At 59.5% G+C, this 17,389-nt stretch carries 17 protein-coding genes and 1 tRNA gene; 5 read left to right on the top strand and 13 right to left on the bottom strand.

All coding sequences use genetic code 11. The annotated features are described in order from the left end of the window. Window positions 1-41 precede the first annotated feature (41 nt). Entirely contained in the window at window positions 42-305 is a 264-nt protein-coding gene (locus BTE54_RS05415; protein ID WP_078051711.1) for a hypothetical protein, read from the bottom strand. A 258-nt stretch (window positions 306-563) separates the two neighbouring features. Continuing rightward, window positions 564-1,070: a MarR family winged helix-turn-helix transcriptional regulator gene (locus BTE54_RS05410; RefSeq protein WP_003520548.1), complete on the bottom strand. Its 507-nt coding sequence runs from the start codon at window positions 1,068-1,070 to the stop codon at window positions 564-566. A 520-nt stretch (window positions 1,071-1,590) separates the two neighbouring features. Between BTE54_RS05410 and BTE54_RS05405 the strand changes: the two genes are divergently transcribed. Together BTE54_RS05405 and BTE54_RS24590 are read left to right on the top strand one after the other, a co-directional pair. Beyond that, window positions 1,591-1,667, top strand: a tRNA-Arg gene (locus BTE54_RS05405). Window positions 1,668-1,879: 212 nt separating this feature from the next. After that, window positions 1,880-2,020 (top strand): hypothetical protein, encoded by a 141-nt coding sequence (locus BTE54_RS24590; protein ID WP_104679577.1) that lies wholly within the window; start codon window positions 1,880-1,882, stop codon window positions 2,018-2,020. A 250-nt stretch (window positions 2,021-2,270) separates the two neighbouring features. Here the strand turns inward: BTE54_RS24590 and BTE54_RS05400 are convergent, their stop codons facing one another. The 7 genes from BTE54_RS05400 to uppW all read right to left on the bottom strand — a co-directional run bounded on the left by BTE54_RS05400 (window position 2,271) and on the right by uppW (window position 10,082). Beyond that, a complete protein-coding gene (locus tag BTE54_RS05400; RefSeq protein ID WP_078051710.1) occupies window positions 2,271-4,217 on the bottom strand; it encodes a methyl-accepting chemotaxis protein in 1,947 nt (648 codons plus the stop codon). Window positions 4,218-4,570: 353 nt separating this feature from the next. After that, entirely contained in the window at window positions 4,571-5,482 is a 912-nt protein-coding gene (locus BTE54_RS05395) for a homocysteine S-methyltransferase family protein (RefSeq protein ID WP_078051709.1), read from the bottom strand. A 19-nt stretch (window positions 5,483-5,501) separates the two neighbouring features. Beyond that, window positions 5,502-6,191 (bottom strand): ABC transporter permease, encoded by a 690-nt coding sequence (locus BTE54_RS05390; protein ID WP_059754423.1) that lies wholly within the window; start codon window positions 6,189-6,191, stop codon window positions 5,502-5,504. A 12-nt stretch (window positions 6,192-6,203) separates the two neighbouring features. Beyond that, a complete protein-coding gene (locus tag BTE54_RS05385) occupies window positions 6,204-6,926 on the bottom strand; it encodes an ABC transporter permease subunit (protein WP_078051708.1) in 723 nt (240 codons plus the stop codon). Between the two features lie 12 nt (window positions 6,927-6,938). Then, window positions 6,939-7,715, bottom strand: a complete 777-nt coding sequence (locus tag BTE54_RS05380) for a transporter substrate-binding domain-containing protein (protein ID WP_065655094.1) — start codon at window positions 7,713-7,715, stop codon at window positions 6,939-6,941. A gap of 41 nt (window positions 7,716-7,756) precedes the next feature. After that, on the bottom strand, window positions 7,757-8,536 hold the full coding sequence (locus tag BTE54_RS05375; protein WP_065655095.1) for an ABC transporter ATP-binding protein: 780 nt from the start codon (window positions 8,534-8,536) through the stop codon (window positions 7,757-7,759). A 175-nt stretch (window positions 8,537-8,711) separates the two neighbouring features. Beyond that, window positions 8,712-10,082: a Wzy-type polysaccharide biosynthesis protein UppW gene (uppW, locus tag BTE54_RS05370; RefSeq protein ID WP_078051707.1), complete on the bottom strand. Its 1,371-nt coding sequence runs from the start codon at window positions 10,080-10,082 to the stop codon at window positions 8,712-8,714. A 511-nt stretch (window positions 10,083-10,593) separates the two neighbouring features. Here uppW and BTE54_RS05360 point away from each other — a divergent pair. Continuing rightward, window positions 10,594-11,664, top strand: a complete 1,071-nt coding sequence (locus BTE54_RS05360; protein WP_198939098.1) for a GNAT family N-acetyltransferase — start codon at window positions 10,594-10,596, stop codon at window positions 11,662-11,664. 41 nt (window positions 11,665-11,705) lie between these two features. Here the strand turns inward: BTE54_RS05360 and uppG are convergent, their stop codons facing one another. Together uppG and uppI are read right to left on the bottom strand one after the other, a co-directional pair. After that, a complete protein-coding gene (uppG, locus tag BTE54_RS05355) occupies window positions 11,706-12,785 on the bottom strand; it encodes a polysaccharide biosynthesis glycosyltransferase UppG (RefSeq protein ID WP_198939097.1) in 1,080 nt (359 codons plus the stop codon). Between the two features lie 2 nt (window positions 12,786-12,787). After that, the gene (gene uppI / locus BTE54_RS05350; protein WP_078051705.1) at window positions 12,788-13,858 is read right to left on the bottom strand and encodes a polysaccharide biosynthesis UDP-hexose transferase UppI; all 1,071 of its coding nucleotides are present in this window, start codon (window positions 13,856-13,858) and stop codon (window positions 12,788-12,790) included. Between the two features lie 177 nt (window positions 13,859-14,035). Between uppI and uppH the strand changes: the two genes are divergently transcribed. Further along, on the top strand, window positions 14,036-14,947 hold the full coding sequence (gene uppH / locus BTE54_RS05345; RefSeq protein WP_223215544.1) for a polysaccharide biosynthesis endo-1,4-beta-xylanase UppH: 912 nt from the start codon (window positions 14,036-14,038) through the stop codon (window positions 14,945-14,947). Window positions 14,948-14,955: 8 nt separating this feature from the next. Beyond that, a complete protein-coding gene (uppJ, locus tag BTE54_RS05340; protein WP_078051704.1) occupies window positions 14,956-15,900 on the top strand; it encodes a polysaccharide biosynthesis UDP-hexose transferase UppJ in 945 nt (314 codons plus the stop codon). Between the two features lie 17 nt (window positions 15,901-15,917). Here the strand turns inward: uppJ and BTE54_RS05335 are convergent, their stop codons facing one another. Together BTE54_RS05335 and uppL are read right to left on the bottom strand one after the other, a co-directional pair. Further along, window positions 15,918-16,166, bottom strand: a complete 249-nt coding sequence (locus BTE54_RS05335) for a hypothetical protein (protein WP_065655100.1) — start codon at window positions 16,164-16,166, stop codon at window positions 15,918-15,920. A 190-nt stretch (window positions 16,167-16,356) separates the two neighbouring features. Then, entirely contained in the window at window positions 16,357-17,157 is an 801-nt protein-coding gene (gene uppL, locus BTE54_RS05330; RefSeq protein WP_078051703.1) for a polysaccharide biosynthesis UDP-hexose transferase UppL, read from the bottom strand. Window positions 17,158-17,389 lie beyond the last annotated feature (232 nt).

The following is a 17,389-nucleotide window of genomic DNA, read 5'->3' as shown; positions in this document are numbered from 1 at the left end:
CTTATCTCGTAAAATACATGAGACGAAAGACAGGAAGCGCTTCAGCCCGCATCGTTCTTGTCGGTGGGCGCGCTTTCGGCGGCAGGCTCATCCGCGCCATTTCCGCTCTTGGCAGCATCGCTTGCGGGTTTGAACTTCAGCAGCAATTCATAGGCCGCATAAGCGCCGATGCCGGCAACGATGGTTCCCCAGAAAAACTCGCGGTTGACGAATTCGATGACGGCCCACGCGGCGCAAAAGCCGACGATGAGCAACCGGACCCACAGGGCACGATAAAGCGGATGACTCGTATCGATATTCAGCATGGCGTTCCCGTCCCGGGCCTTTCCAGTCGATCGCATGATTGCGGTTCCACGCCCAAAGGCGTGAAGATGCTTATGCGTCTTGGCGGTTTCACAGGAAAATTGCAACGCAATTCAGCCCCGCTACCGATCAGGCTGGCGTGAAAGACCCGCGCAGGAAGACCGTCGCCGGTGCCGAAGGCAATGGCAAGACGGGAATATCAGCGCACAGGCCGCACCCTGCGGCGGCCAGCGCCCGGATTGCCCCGCTCTCGTCGAAGCTCAGTCGCGCAGGCGTCCGAGCAGCGCCAGAAGCTGGTCGCGGGCCTTCTTGCCGCCGATCCTGTCGATCAGCTTTTCCTCGCGATCCCGCCAGGTGTTGGAAAGCCGGTCGAGAAGGCTGCTGCCCTCCTCCGTCATGTCGAGGAAATGAACGCGCCTGTCCTCTTCCGATTTGCGGCGGACGAGCAGTCCCTTCTCTTCCATGCTATCGACGATGGCGACGAAATTGGCGCGCTGTATGCCGAGCGCTTCCGCCACATCGCTCTGCTTGAGACCCGGATTGCCGCCGACGATGACGAGAACGGAAAAATCGGCCGGCCGTAACCCCTGCTCCGCCAGCACATCGGCAAAACCGTTTGCCACGGCAAGTTGCGAGTGCCGCAAATGATAGCTGATCGCAGTCGTCAGCAACCCATAGTCGATAGCCGTGATATGCGCCGCTTCCGCGCTGCCGCTTTCGGCCTTTTCCGTCCGCGGCCCGTTGCTGTGTGCCAATCGCAAAGCCATCCGATCCCCCGCCTGATTCGTTCCTTTACCTTGTCGAAATCATAACCGACAACATCACGAAACTGTATCCCAAATAAATGTAGATGATACTAATATTGTATAATAATTTGACAGTTAATCGCTGGAAAAGCAAACCCGGACTCCGGATCGCCACCGGGCCAACGAAAAAAGTATGACTATTTACCCGCCAATTTTGAGGGGATAAAATCGCGTCACGCGCCGTATTTGAAAGGCGTTGCCCTCATCCGGCCGCCTCTTCATGAAAGCGGCAAAACAGCGGCCCGCCCCGGCAATAACATACTACTTATAAGGGAAACCCCGTTCCGGCAAAAAGACAATACGTCAAACGACGCATCGCCCCACCGCCGCTGAAAGACCCGCGACCACCCCCAAACAGGCCCCGCGCCCCACCCCGCCCAAAAACAGACAACGTTTCGCAAATCTCTGATTTTTAGACATTGATGCGAAAACAAAGCTGGGGTATGAACCAACCGCTGCACGCGATTCAAGCGTGACCGCTGCACCCGTAGCTCAGCTGGATAGAGTGTTGGATTCCGATTCCAAAGGTCACAGGTTCGAATCCTGTCGGGTGCGCCATTTCTCAGGGGCTTCAGCGTTTCTTACTACCCCTGAAACAATCACAGGAACACATCGAGGGTAAGCTTCAAGAGCCCTGGATGAAACGATCCGGCTGGGACTGCGTCAAAAGGCCCCTGCCCGAGTGCATGAATTGGCGTTGTTGAAGCAGCCGTTTTGAGGTAGCCCTGTCCTCGATAGATTGTATCAAGTAACAGACTGGAAATACTCGGATGATGGAATGGGATTGGGTAGATTTGTTCCCCTTGGTCTTCTTTCCGTTCAAGATTATCGTGTTGGGCACGGGCATGTTCTTCGCCATCAAGTGGCATCACGATCAGGCGAAGAAGGAAAAGGGCCCCAGCGGCCCGTAAGCGCCCGCCGGTCGGGCAGCGAAAAGTTCAGATTTCATCGGATGGATGTTTTCGCGCGTGAACCGGTGCCGGGGAACCGCATGGCAATGGTTGCCGATGCGGATGATCTAGCCGTCACGAAAATGAAGATGTTGCGTTTCGCACGGTGGACATCGATTTTGCCAGAGCGGCTTTCGATCAAGCCGCATCGTCGTTGAACGCCGGCGGGGATGCCTCCCCGCCGAAACGCATGTTGGAAACGGATCGCCGCTCAGAACTCCTGCCAGTCGCCCTTTGTATCGACGGCGGCATTGCCCGAAAACGCCGAGGCGATCTTGCGGCCCAGTGCACGGACCGGAGAGGCGACATATTTGTCGCTGCCACCGGCGCTGCGAACCGGCGCAGGCTGGCTTTTCGGTAGATAGGCGCCGTCGGCGAGCCGGAACTGGGAGAGCAGCTGGTTGAGCGACGCCACTTCCTTGGCGAGGCTGTGGCTGGCGGCATTGGTTTCTTCCACCATGGCCGCATTTTTCTGCGTGTCCTGATCCATCTGGTTGACCGCCGTATTGATCTGCTGCAGTCCGGAAGACTGTTCCTGCGCGGCCTCCACGATGGAAACGACGTGCCGGTTGATTTCCTGCACTTCAGAAACGATGGTCGCCAGCGCCTTGCCGGTGTCGCCCACCAGCTGAACGCCCTGCTGCACCTGATCGTTTGAGGTGTTGATCAGCGCCTTGATCTCCTTGGCGGCATGGGCGGAGCGCTGGGCAAGCTCACGCACTTCCTGCGCGACGACGGCAAAACCCTTGCCGGCCTCGCCCGCACGCGCGGCTTCCACGCCGGCATTCAGCGCCAGAAGGTTGGTCTGGAAGGCAATTTCGTCGATGACGCCGATGATGTTGCTGATCTCATTGGCGGATTTCGCAATCTGCTCCATGGCGACCACGGCGCGGCGCACCACGTCGCCGGATTGCTCGGCGCCCGCCTTGGCGCGGCTGACGATCTCGCCCGCCTCCTGCGCACGACGGGTGGAATCGTGCACCGTCGTGGTGATTTCTTCCAGAGCTGCGGCGGTTTCTTCCACGGCAGCGGCCTGCTGTTCGGTGCGCTTGGCCAGATCGTCGGCCGCAGATTTGATCTCGTCCGCGCCCGCGCCGATGCCACTGGCGTTCTGGGCCACCTTGGTCAGGGCCGCCTGCAGCTTTTCGGCGGACATGTTGAAATCGTTACGAACGGCGTCGAGCGTGGCGGTGAACGGCTGGCCGATGCGATAGGAAACATCGCCCTCCGAAAGCTTCGAGAGACCGGCGGCGAGATTGTCGACGGCGAACTTGACGTCGGCCGCTTCCCTTGCCTTCTGCTGCTCGCGCTCCATCCGGTCTTTCTCCGAGAGGCTGCGATTGGCTTCGGTTTCCTGCTCGAGACGAATGCGCTCGATGGCGTTTTCACGGAAGACCTGCACGGCCTTCGCCATCTGGCCCACTTCGTCGCGGCGCGTCATGCCGTCGATTTCCGTCGCCGTCTCGCCGCCGGCAAGCGACACCATGCGCTCGCGCAGGCGGGCGATAGGGGTTGTGATGCCGCGGGACGCCACGAACAGCGCCAGAATGATGCCGACCGCAAAAGCGACGCCGACAACCACCAGCGAGGTGAAGATGGTCGAATTGGTCTGGTCCGTCAGTTCGTCGCTTCCCTGGACGACGCCCTTGGCAAGCTTGTCCAGCAGCGCCGTCATGGCAACCGAAGTCGCGTGAATGGAGGCGTCCGCCTTGAGCAACTGGGCAGCGGATTCGTCATTACGGTTTGCCATACCAAGTTCGACAGCCTTATCCGTCATGGCGGTTATGGCCTGCGACTGCGCGATGAAGGCGTCCATGGCGGCGGACTCTTCGGGAAAAACAGTCTTCACATTATTGAGACGCTGGAGGAGCGCACCCTTGCTGTCACTGTAGGCCTGCTTGGCGGCCTTTATCTCCGGCCCGTTCACGTCGTACGCCATGACCTGATAGGCGCCATAGGCCAGGGCAACCAGATTTCGGTTGGCACGCGCAAGCTCCACCAGAGCGGCGTTGTCGTTGGCGATAAAGAGCGAGTAGGCCGTGTCCGCTTCCTTGTAGCGGGTGGACATGAAGGCGGCGGCGCCAAGGCCGACGATGCAGAGCGGAAGAATGAGCGACAGGATTTTGGTGCGGATACTGGCGTTTTGAAGAAACGACACGGGAAACTCCTGAAATTGACGCCGCTCCTTTCCCGTGCCGGAGGTGTTCGGCAAAAATGACATTGCACGTCGAAAGCCTACATCATCAAGGCCCCGTCAGCCGGATCATCAGCCATGTCGCAGCCTGCATCATGCACCTGCCCGCAAAACCGGGAAACGACTGACCGCGACCGGAAAAAATGGAGAACAGTACTCTATAATGTTCAAATTTACTTTATATAATAACAATTATACTTAAAAACTTTAAAATTCCTTTATGCCGCATGCTGTTTCGAGCGCGCACGGAACAAAAAAACGGCAGGCTTTTCAGCCTGCCGCATGCATTTCCGATAGTGGCGTTGGAAGCGCTCGCGTCAGGCCGCCGCGCGCCGCAGCGCTGTCGCAACCGTGTGGATATGCGCCGCACCAATGCCGCAGCAGCCGCCGATCATGGTCGCGCCCGCATCCGCCCAGGAGCAGGCAAAACGGGAATAGACATCGCCGGTCAGATCGGCGCGCGTGCTATGCAGCCCTTCATTGGCGGCGGAATCGCCCTGCTCGCCTTCGAAGGCATTGGCGTAGACGCCGATTTCCAGCGACACAGCCTTTTCCGCGAAGACGGCGGCGGCCGTCTCGACGGCGGCCTTCATGACTTCCGGCTTGCTGCAATTGAACAGAAGCGCGGCGGCACCCGATTGCGCCGCCCATTCGGCCGCCGCCCTGACCGTTTCACCGGAGCGAAGCGCAGGCTCGGCGCCGGCCGCAGCCGCATCGTCGTTGAGCGTGAAGGAAATCCAGAACGGTTTGCCGGTTGCGGCAACGGCCTCGCGCACCGCTTCGCCCTCGGCGATCAGGCTGAGGGTCTCACCGAGCCAGACATCGACATGGGGCGCAAGATTGTCGACCAGCACCTTCAGATAGGCCTGCACCCGCGTGGCATCGAAATTCTGCGGCTCATAGGAACCGAAAATCGGCGGCAGCGAACCCGCCACCAGCACCTTGCGGCCGGAAGCATCCGCCGCTTCGCGCGCCAGCTTGCCAGAAAGGGCGATCAGCGATGCGCCATCCTCCTGGAAACGCTCTTCGCCGATGTGGAAGGGCACCAGCGCATAAGAATTGGTGGTGACGACATCGGCGCCGGCCTCGATGAATTCCGCATGCACCTGCCGCACGATATCGGGCGCGTCGATCAGCGCCAGCGCCGACCATTCCGGCTGTTTCAGTTCGGCGCCGAGCCGCTGCAATTCGCGGCTCATGCCGCCGTCGAGGATACGGATTGTGCTCATGGTCATACTCCCTGAATGTTTATCGCCTGACCGGCACCTGCTGTTCGACAAGGCCGAAACAGCGGGCGATGATGGCGGTGAGAATGAGATAGAAGACGGTGACGACGATCAGCGGCTCATAGACCAGAAGCGTATCCTGCCGCACCTTGTAGGCGACGGCGTAGAGGTCCATCACCGTCACGGTGAAAGCAAGCGGCGTGGCTTTCAGCTGCATCACCACCTCGCCGGCAATCGTCGGCAGCGCGATGCGGATGGCGCGCGGCAGCCAGATGCGGCGAATGAGGGTGAAACGGCCCATGCCGAAAGCCCTGCCCGCCTCCAGCTCACCTTTCGGAACCGCCAGCAGCGCGCCGCGCAGAACTTCCGCCTCATAGGCCGCATAATTCAGCGTGAAGCTCACGGCCGCAAAGAAGAACCCTTCGCGCAGCACCGGCCACATAAAGCTCTGGCGCAGGCCGGGGATCATCGGCAGAAGCGAGCCAACGCCGTAATAAAGCAGCCAGAGCTGGATGAGCAACGGCGTGCCCCGGAAGAAGGTGCAATAGGCCCGCGCCAGGATTTTCGTCATCCGCCCGCCGCTCACCTGCGCAAAGGCAAGCCCGATGGCAAGGAGAAAACCGATGCTGACGGAGATGGCGAGCAGCGCCACCGTCTGCCATGCACCCGAAAGAAGCAGCGGCCAATATTTCGCGACCCATGAAAAATCCATGCCGTCCCCTCCTCAGGCCAGGGCCGGCTGGCCGCGCCGCACGCGGCGCTCGATCAGCGAAAAAACGAGGTTCGAAACGAGCGTGATGGCAAGGTAAAGCAGGGCGGCGGCAAGGAAGAACAGGAAATATTGCTTGGTGCTGGCCCCGGCCAGCCGCGTCGCGAGCGCCAGTTCCTGATAACCGACGACCGCCACCAGAGCGCTGTCCTTGGTCACCGCAAGCCAGAGATTGCCAAGACCCGGCAAGGCGTTCGGCAAAAGCGCCGGCAAGACCACCCGACGGAAACGTAAGGCCGGCGACATGCCGAAGGCGCGCGCCGCCTCGATCTGCCCGCTCGGAATGGCAAGGATCGCCCCGCGCAGCACCTCGGTCATATAGGCCCCCTGCACGAAACCCAGCACCGCAACGGCGGCGACGAAACCGTTCACCTCCAGCGGCGGCATGCCGGCCAGCAGCAGCAGCCGGTTGAGACCGTCAGTCCCGGCATAATAAAGCCCGACGATGAGGATCAGCTCGGGAACGGCGCGGATCGCGGTGGTATAGAGGTTGAGCAGCAGGCCCAGCGGCCTGTTGCCCGAAAGCTTGCCGAGCGCCCCGGCCATGCCGATGGCAAGGCCGATCAGATAGGCGCCGGCGGAAATGGCAAGCGTCGATGCCGCACCCTTCAACAGGGTGCCGCCCCATCCCGGAGGATAGGGAGACAGAAGTTGCAACGTGGTTTCAAGGCTTGCCATTGATATGACCGATCAGGGCTTGCTGCCGTAGATGTCGAAGCTGAAATACTTCTTGGTGATCTCGTCATATTTCCCGCTGGCGCGGACGGCGGCGAGGGCGGCGTTCAGCTTGGTCTTCAGTTCTGTATCGTCCTTGCGCAGGCCGCCGGAAACGCCGAGACCGAGGATTTGCTTGTCGTCGGCCACGTTGCCCATGTCGGCGCAGCAATCCTTGCCGGCATCGCTCTTCACGAAGGCATCGAGAACCAGCGAGTCGCCAAAGACATAGTCGATACGGCCGGCGGCCAGATCCTGGAACGCCTCGTCCAGCGTCTGGTAGGTCTTCTCATCGGCGACACCGGCGAAATATTTCTTGTAATATTCGGACTGGATGGTGGCCACCTGAATGCCGATGGTCTTGCCCTTGACGTCTTCCGCCGCTGCACCGGGCTTTTCGCCCTTGGCGCCAATCAGCTTGCTCGGCGTGTTGTAATATTTGTCGGTGAAATCGATCACCTTCTGGCGCTCTTCCGTGTTCGACATGGACGACCAGATGACGTCGAATTTCTTGGTTTGGAGAGCCGGGATCAGCCCATCCCACGACAGTTCCACGATCGAGCATTTTTCCTTCATTTCCGCGCAGACGGCGTCCATGAGGTCGATTTCCCAGCCCTGCCACTTGCCGCTCGCATCCTTGGCGAAGAAGGGCGGATAGGCCTCGTTCATGATGCCGAAGCGCACGTCGGCGCTGGCGGTGAAGGCGGAAAACGCAAATGCCGTTCCGGCAAGCAGCGTGGCGAAAAATTTCATTCAAGTCTCTCCTGTTAAATACGGACTGTCAGGCAAAAGGGTCAATTGGTGAGCGCGCCGGTAAATTCCCGGCAGCGGGCGCTCAAGGGGTTTCCGAACACCTGCGCCGGCGGCCCCGCCTCCTCCACCCGGCCCTGATGCAAAAACACGACCTGCGAGGATACATCGCGCGCAAAGCGCATTTCGTGGGTGACGAGCAGCATGGTGCGGCCTTCTTCGGCCAGATCGCGGATGACCTTCAGAACCTCGCCCACCAGTTCCGGATCGAGCGCCGAAGTGGGTTCGTCGAACAGCATCACCGCCGGCTCCATGCAGAGCGCGCGCGCAATGGCGGCACGTTGCTGCTGCCCGCCGGACAGGAATGCCGGATAGGCGTTTTTCTTGTCATAAAGCCCAACCTTGTTCAGCAGGGCTTCGGCCTTTTCAACCGCCTCCTGCCGCCTGACGCCGAGAACATGAACGGGCGCCTCGATGACGTTTTCCAGAACGGTGCGATGGGCCCAGAGATTGAAATTCTGGAACACCATGCCAAGGCCGGTGCGCAGTTTTTCCACCTGCCGCCAGCTTTTCGGCACCGCCTTGCCGTCGCGTCCGGTTTTCGTGGCGATTTCCTCGCCATTGACGATGACGCGGCCGCGATCCGGCGTTTCGAGAAAATTCATGCAGCGCAGAAAGGTGCTTTTGCCGGAACCGGAAGACCCGATGATCGAGATGACATCGCCCTTGTGGGCCTGCAAGGAAACACCCTTCAAAACTTCATGCGTGCCGAAGCTCTTGTGGATGTCATCCGCCTCGAGCGCGCAGGCGCCTGTATCTGCCATCGATTGACCTAGCCGATCCGTTTTTTTTAGTGCCGCCGCGCCAATAGCCGGGGTTTCGCGGTGCGACGTGCACAATAACAAAGACTTGAGCCGCGCATGTTTAGCGAAAATAGCCGCAGACGCGCGCAACAATCGGCTCTTTTACATATTTGCAACGAAAAATCATTTCAAAATATCATCTGGAGCGAACGACAGGCGAAACCTGTCCTTGTAGCGGTGTCGGGACGATGCCCGCTCCACCCACGGCTCTCTCCGGTTCTCGCTCCGCCTCGTCCTCCACGAGGCTGGCATTGGCCTGAAGGTGCAGACCCATCACGGCGACGATGAGGAAGAACCAGACGAACCCGGTACTGAGGAAAAACAGCGTTTCCAGAAAGCCGTAGAGCAACACATAAAGCCATACGCCGACATAAAGCCGCGTCAGCGGACTGTTGCGCGTGGCCTCGTTCATTTTGCCGAGATAGTGCAGCGGCAGGAGATAAATCCACACCATCACCAGCACCAGCCCCGGCACGCCACCGGCCAGCAGAAGGTCGAAATAACCATTGTGCGAATCCGGCGCGGTCGTCGCCCAGGTATTGTTCTCGGTGAAACTCGACATCAGGGCATCGCTGCGCCAGAAGGCCTGGTAGCCGTATCCGAGGAGCGGGCTTTGACGGATGTAATCGATGGCGACGGTCCAGATATCCCGTCTGCCGGTAAAGCTGGCGTCGAGCCCCAGCTTCGTCAGCATCTGCGAAAAGACGGGATCGACCGTGGTGCCGACGGTCACCAGCGCAAAAACCGCCAGAAACAGGGTCACGACCGTATAACGCCAGCGCGGCCAGCGCAGGATGAACCAGCCTGCCGCAATGATGATCGGCATCAGCCCGAGCGCGGTCTTGCCGCCCGACTTGACCAGAAAGACCAGCGACAGCAACAGCACCGACAGCCCGCCGATGAAGGACCAGCGCTTGCAGAGATAAATACCGACGATAATCAACACCGCCATGACCGAGGCGGCTTCGTTCTTGTGGCGGAAAACCCCGCGCCAGTCCCCCGCCAGCAGCGGCTCCAGCGCATCGCTGGCCTGATGGATCGAGCGCGAGGGCAGCACGGTGATTCCGAAATAGCACAGGAACAATATGATCAGGGCGCTTGTGGCAAGCAGCGTCGTGAAATGCCGCTCGGTGCGCGGCAATTGCAGGAAGCCGCCGGCGAGCACACAGATAATGGCGCACATGACCAGCCGCCTGAGCGAAAACAGCGGCGCTTCACCCGCAAGCGAGGTCAGGACAAACCAGCCGAAAATCGCCGCCATCAGCAGGCGCGGCATGAAGAGGATGGAAAACGACCGCTCCTTCGCCATGAAGGCCAGGAAACTGAAAAACAGGATGATCGCGGTCAACTGGTTGAGCAGGTTGGACCCGGCCGCCATGGCGGAGCCCTGATAGGTCGATGAGAGCGAGATATAGGGCGAAAAGCCGACCGTGAAAAACAGGAACGTCACGTAAAACAACACGTCCCGCCAGTAGCCACGCCCCTGTTCGCCATGCGCTGCATCCATAAGGGGTTTTTCTCTCCCTTTTTCCTGAAGCCACCCGCATTGAAACTCGTGCTTCGCATATTCGATAATACTAATATCCCGCGCAAATCCTATTTTTTAGTTATTCATAATGCACGGGGAAATAGCACCGCGATCGTGCGCTTTTCCCCGGGAAATCGGAGCCCGGAGACGCCAAACCCCAAAAAATCGCCTATAAAAATTTATCCGTATTTCATCCAAAGGTTGCCTGCTTGAGCGTATTTTGTTAACCTCAACCGATGCGGTTTATGCAGATCAATATATTGATATTAATATCATTTATTCCAAAACCGATACTTTCGATTCCATCGGATTTCAGGTTTTATATCTATATTAATACATTCAAATATACGCTGCCTATGGTTGATTTCGTCAATGCGTAAAAAGGTGGGGGCCGACGGTGGACGTTCCGATACACACCCATATGGACGATGGCGATAGCGGTCACTTGACACAACGCCCGGTTCAAATCGGTGTGTCCGGCATCCGCCCCATGCGCAGGGAAGACGTTCCGGCTGTCGAGGCCGTGCTCAACAGCGCTTTCAGAAAGACCGGGCAGGAGCGGAACTTCGATTTCGGCTCCTATATCGAAAAACTGTTTTTCGGCAGCCCCGCCTTCAGCCCGGAAAACGGCAGCGTTGTCTACGATGCCGGAGAGAACGGGGTCACCAGCGTCATTCTCGCCGTGCCCATGCGCTTCGTTGCGAATGGAAAAACCATTACCGCACGGCTGCTCTGCGCCTTCGCATCGGACGGGAAACGCGGCGCACTCGGCGCGGCGCGTCTGTCCCGGGGCATGCGGGCCTCCAAACACGACATGTTGTTCTCGGATACGGCTTCACCCGTCAGCGCCGATCACTGGGTGGCGACCGGCGGCAACATGCTGCCGATTGAAAGCCTGCAATGGCACAAGGCGCTTAAGCCCTTCTGCACCATCGCGCTGCGCATGCCGCGCCGTTCGAAACTGGCCAAAACCACGCTGGCGCTCGCCGCGCTCGGATTTGTGGATGGAATCCTGCGACGATGGAAAAAGGGTCTGAGACCGCAGGAGGCCGCCGGCGCTACGGTGAGAACCGTGGATTACGAAACCTTCCGACACAAGGCGCTCGCGATGATCGAGCGTTTTTCCATTCGCCCGGAATGGTCTCACGAGGAATTCCACTGGCTGATCGAGATGAGCAGGACCAATGAAAGCCTCGGCGAACTGAAGGGCGTGGTGATCGAGAATGCCGACGGCCATGCCATGGGCGCTGCGCTGTTTTTCGGCCAGCGGGGCAGAACGGCCTATGTGCTCAATCTCGTCTGCGATGCCGGTTGCGAAAACGATGTCCTCAACACCCTGTTCCGCCATTTCGATGACGAGAACTATGCCCATGTCACCGGCATGGCGCAGCCCTTTCTCATCAACGCGCTTTACCGCCAGAACCACATGAGCTTCCGCCATGACGGCTATTTCTGCATGGCGACGCGCGATGACGCCCTGCGGGAAAGGGCGCTGGCCGGCGACATCTATATTGGCGGACTGTGCTCGGAGAGCTGGAGCAAGCTCATCACCGACTATTGAGCCCCCCGCCCCGCCTCACGACGGAAGACGGATCGAAACCCTCAAGCCTTGCTGAACCGCCCGACATTGGCCGAGATGAGATGGCGCAGCGCTTTCGCATAACGTTTGGAGCGCGTCTTGGCCGCCAGCGCGCTGGTCCAGTCCACCATCGACCCGTTAATATCGAAATCGCCGAGCTGGCCTTCGGGAATATCGCCCTTTTCGATACGTTCGACGATGGAGGCGAGCGCCGCATAAAATTCCGGCGAGCGATAGGGCGGATGCAGTGAATACATGCCCTTGCCCGTGCCGAGAAAATCGAGGCGATAAACACCCGTGCGCATCATGTTCGTGCTCAGCACCTCCTCGGCGGGCATCGAGACAGGCTGCTGGTTATAGGCATAGGAGCGGATGCGCCGTTTGACATCGGGCTTGAGCAGTTCCAGCGAGCCGATGCGTTTCGCAAAGCGTTCCATGTCGATCATGAAAAGCCGGGTGGAAACGGTGGCGAAACGCCAGGTGGGAATGCGCGACGGCAGCTTGCGCGGCGCAGGAATATTTTTTACGCCGGGCATGCCGACATGGCGGGAAATATCCAGATCGCCGCGCACCGTCGGCGGCCCGGAAAAGGGCGTGATGCACAGCGCATCCGGATTGGCCTTCTGGAGCGCGATGGCCTCGCCGAACCAGCTCTGGCTGCCGCCGCCGAACATCATGTCGCTGTCCATATGCAGCACATAACGGGCATTGGCGCGTTTCAGCCCGTAGAAATAGACATGGAAAGGCCCGCCATCGAAAGCCTTGGCAGGATAGGGGATCAGCGAGCGGGGAAAGAAGGTTTCCGTCACGGCGCTGCGCGCCGCATCGCTGTAATCGACGATATCCACGGAGAGATGCGGATAATTGGTCTGCATTTCCTCCAGCATGTCGAAGAGACGCTGGCGCGCCGCATCGAAACCGTTGCCCTTGTAGCGGCCGGCCCCCACCTGGCCCGTATCGACGGTCAGCAGAATGCGGTCCACCTGTCCGCCCCAGACCCTGAGCTGATGCGGCAGGGTCAGGGCCGCATGCGGGGCATCGAAGGGGTGCAGGTTGATTTGCAGCGCCTTTTGCACGGGAGGAAGCGGCATTTCAGCATTCATAGTCATGCACCACGGTTCCGGAATTCATTGATGATGGCCATCATGGGTTTTTCGTTGAAACTCCAGTCCAGCGGCAGCGGCCGGTTGGCGGTGCCGTCCCGGCGCGGATAGGCCCAGCGGATCCAGCTATATTGATCCGAGATGCCCCATGTGGTGATGGAGGAAAGCGCGCCGCCCGCGGAAGCCGCCTCCAGAAATTCACGGACCTGGCCGTTGATCAGCATATCGCGTTCGGCTTCCGGCGCGGGCAGCGTCTGGTCCATCACATCCAGCTCCGTTACCAGAACGGCAAGACCGTAACTGCGCATTTCCGTCGTGAAGGCGGCAAGCTCGTCCTTGGCGATCGGCCAGCCGCCGCGCAAATGCCCCTGCAGGCCGACGGCGTTGATCGGCGCGCCCTTCTCCAGCAGTTCGAGAATGAGATTGCGGAAGGCCGCGCGCTTGGCCGGCGATTTCTCGGCGGCAAATTCGACATCATATTCATTGAGCACGAGCTGCGCCTTCGGATCGACGGCGTGGGCGATCTCGAAAGCTTTCTTGATGGCGTCCGGCCCGGCGCCGTAATACCAGGCATCGCGCCGCGCGCGCACATTGCCCGGCACGTCGGGGATCGGCTCATTGACCACATCCCAGCTATGGATCACGTCCTTATAACGCTCCATCACCGTGACGATATGGGTCTCCATCAGCTTCTCGACCTTCACGCCGCCGCCGATGCTCGCAAGCCAGGGCGCATTGGAGGCATACCAGATCAGCGGATGGCCGTGCATGGAAAGCTTATGCTGACGGGCGAAATTGGCGATTGCATCGGCGGCGGCGAAATCGAACGCCTCCGCCGAAGGCCGCAGGACCTCCCATTTCATTTCGGTAACGGGGGTAATGCGCGAGCAATATTTCACCACCGCCTCGCCGATGCGGCTATCGGCCGTGAGATCCGGCAGGTAAACGGCCGCGCCGTAAGGGGCGGTTTTGCTCGCCGCTTTCTTCTGTGCGGCAAAGGCCGAGCCGGCCACGGCATGCAGCAGGCCAGCGCTTGCCGCACCGCCCATAAAATTCCGCCGCCCAATCCGCATGCACCCGCCTCCGCAACCTTTATTCCCAAAACATAACATTCCGATCATAGGAAAAGGATATTAAAGATTTGCAAGGTTAACCGACGTTATACCACGTCATAATTGGCCAGACCCGCTTAATGCGGTAGTAACTTCGCTGTGCGAATTCTTGGCCCACGCCGCATGGAGTTTGAAGTCTTGGTTTCCGTTTCGATTGTCATTCCCGTTCGCAATGGCGAGCGTTACATCGTGGAAGCGATCGAAAGCGTGTTGCTGCAGGGCGAGACCATCGGCGAAGTGCTGGTGGTCGATGATGGCTCCACCGACGCCACCGCACAAAAGGTGGAAGGTTTTTCCGATCCTCGCGTCAAATTGCTGGCCCGGCCGCAGGGAAGGCAGGGCGTTTCCGCCGTGCGCAATTTCGGCCTGTCGCAGGCGCGCGGCGAATGGACGATGTTTCTCGATGCCGACGATCGCCTGAAACCGGGCGCCATCGCGGCCCTTTGCGCCGGCATTTCCGGGCCGGATGTCGTCGCCGTCTATGGCGATTACGAGCGCATCGATGAAAACGGCGTCAAGATCGGCCGGCGCAACCTCATTCGCCGCCGGGAAAAACCCGATGGGTTCATTCTCCAGCCGCTGCTCGGCGGCAACTTCATCGTCAATGGCGGCATCATGCTGGTCAGAACCCGCATCTTTCAGGAATTCGGCGGTTTCGACGAGACTTTGCGTTATGCCGAAGACTGGTATGGCTGGTGCCGGCTCGCCGCCGCCGGCCGTTTCGTTTACCTGCCCGGCTGCCATGTGCTGGATTACCGCGTGCACAGGACGAGCGTGATGATGAACCGGCTTTTGACCTTCCGGGATTGCGAACCGGCAATCGAGGCCGTGTTTTCCGACCCGGCCATCGTCGCTGCCGTTTCGCCGCCGGAGCTGCGGCGGCTTCGCCGCCGGTCCGAAAACCATATGAATGCCTATACCGTGGCGCAGGCCTTCCGCGCCCGCCGCTACCGCGAGGCCTTTTCGGCGCTGGCCGATACCTTCCTCAACCGCCCGCGCCAGAGCCTCAGGGCCGTCGTTTTTTCCGCCGCAGCGCTTGCCGGAATTTAGGAGTTTCCATGTCCGAGATCATGCCGGAAGCGGTGGTGTGCATTCCGAGTTTCCGCCGGCCGGAAGGCCTGAAAAAGACCCTTCGGTCGCTCGCAGCCCAGAAGGTCGATTTTCCCTTCGCCATCGTCGTGGTCGATAATGACGGCGCGGGCCAGGCGGGTCTCGCGGTCGCGCGCGCCTTTTTCGCCGAAAGCGGCATGGCCGGCGAGGCATTGGTCGAACCGACGCAGGGAAATTGTTACGCCATCAACACCGCCTTCCGCACCGCCCGGCAAAACTATGCTTCGGCTGAGTGGTTCCTGATGATCGATGACGACGAGGCCGCCTCCCCCGTCTGGCTTGCCGAAATGGTTTCGGCGGCGAAATCCTTCGGCGTCGATATCGTCGGCGGACCGGTCAACCGGGAATTCGACGCACCGGCTTCGAAGGCGGTTCTCTCGCATCCGCTGTTCGGCTCCATCGAAGCGCCGACCGGCCCCGTCGAGCAAATCCACGGATCGGGCAACTGCCTGATCTCACGGCGGGTTTTCGAGACGCTGGCGAAACCGGAATTCGACGTGCGCTTCAATTTCCTCGGCGGCGGCGACATGGATTTCTTCACCCGCTGCCGCAAGGCCGGTTTCAAATTCGCCTGGAATGCACAAGCGCTCATCATCGAATATGTGCCGGAAAACCGCATGGCGCCGCGCTGGATCATGGAGCGCTCGCTCCGAACCGGCATCATCAATTACAGCATCGACCGTGCCCGACGCCCCGGCCTGAAAGGCGGGCTGCTGCTTGCCGCCAAAAACGCCGTCAGCCTGTGCCTGTCTCTTGTCCGCGCCGTTTCCGCCTTCGTGAAAACCGGAACCCTGCTGCCAGCCACGCATCCGCCGCTGATGTCCATCGGCCGCGTGATGGCAAGCCTCGGCATTACGCTCACGCCCTACAAGGCGCCGGCGAAGAAGAGCTGAAGCGGGATAGCTTCGGCTCAGCCAAGGGTTTTTTGCCTGCCGAGCGAGATCGTATTCGTGAACCGTTTCTGGAAACCGAACGACGACAAGGCCGTCGCGAGGACGAGGAGCGGCACGAGCACCGGCCAGAAGAAACAAAGGACAATGCCGGTCACGCGATAAAAATCCCAGTCCTTGCCGCGGCGGGCGCCTTCGATATAGGTCATGGCGAGAGAGGTAACGGTGCCAATTCCATATATGAAAAGAGAAATGGACGTAATCACCATTGATGGCCTCAATAAATCTATGATTCGAATAAATTTGTAATATTGATGCACTGTAGCGCAGATGTTCGCAGTTGCAACGGATTTCAGCGACGCAGCGCATCCATTCAATAAGTTAGAACAATCTTATATTGTCGGGCGGGAGGCGAACGCGCGCTTTATTCTTCGCGCAGCGGCAGCTTGTCGCGATGATCTAGCGGCCTTGTCCCGACGCGCCGAACCGATACTTCAGCAGCGAATATATGGCGATAGGATTGGTCAGCAGGTAACGTTTTCCGAGCCGCTTCGGCTCAAGCATGGCCCGGTAGAGCCATTCCAGCCCCATATCCTGCATCCATTGCGGCGCCCGGCTGTTCTTGCCGGCGAGAAAATCGAAAAGGCCGCCGCAGGTCTTGATCACGGCGATGCCGGAAAGCCTTTCCAGATTGCGCGAGACGAAACGCTGCTCCAGCGGTATGCCGAAGCCCACCCAGAGAATATCCGTCCCGGATGCCGCGATATCGGCGAGGATCGCCTCTTCCTCGGCCCGGCTGAAATAACCGTTGCGCCGCCCCGCAAATATAAGGCACGGATAAAGCCTCTGCATTTCCTCGACCGCCGCGCGGTTCACCTCTTCGGAGCCGCCGAGGAAATAGAACCGGCTGCCCGTCTCTTCGGCGCGCTTCGCAACGGCATGAACGAGATCCGTGGTCGCAACCCGTTCTCTCAATGCCTTCGGGCAGAATTTGCGGGAGAAGATCACCAGCGACATGCCGTCCGCATGGATCTGGTCCGCCTGCCGAAGCATGGCGTCGAATTCCCGGTCGTGATGGCAGAGCGCGATGACCTGACCGTTTGCCGATGTCGAATAAAACGGTTTTGCACCGGCCGCACGCGCCGTCGTCGCGCGCAGGATGAAATCCCGCGCGGTTTCGTCGATGGTCGCGTCGGTAATGGGTAGCGCCGCAAGCGGAATAACCGGCCAGACCTGGCCAGTCCCCTCCGCATCCGGCATCTCTCTCCCTGTCATAATCTGTCCGGTGTCCAAGATAGGCATCGTTTCATTGTTATATTCACGCTTATGCTTAGGGTATAAGGCTTCAAACACTACGAAGAACTATCATTAATATTTTTATAAATCCCCGTATGCGGCGGCCATTTTACACGCCTGAAGGTTGTGCGCCACATTTTCCGCCTATTCCGGTTTTCCAGCCGATGGGTTAAGGGACGCGGAAATCAAACCACGG

The sequence above is a fragment of the Agrobacterium sp. YIC 4121 genome (assembly GCF_002008205.1).
Lineage (GTDB): Bacteria > Pseudomonadota > Alphaproteobacteria > Rhizobiales > Rhizobiaceae > Agrobacterium > Agrobacterium leguminum.
The sequence above is the reverse complement of the archived record's forward strand: the minus strand, read 5'-3'. Positions and strand labels throughout refer to the sequence as shown.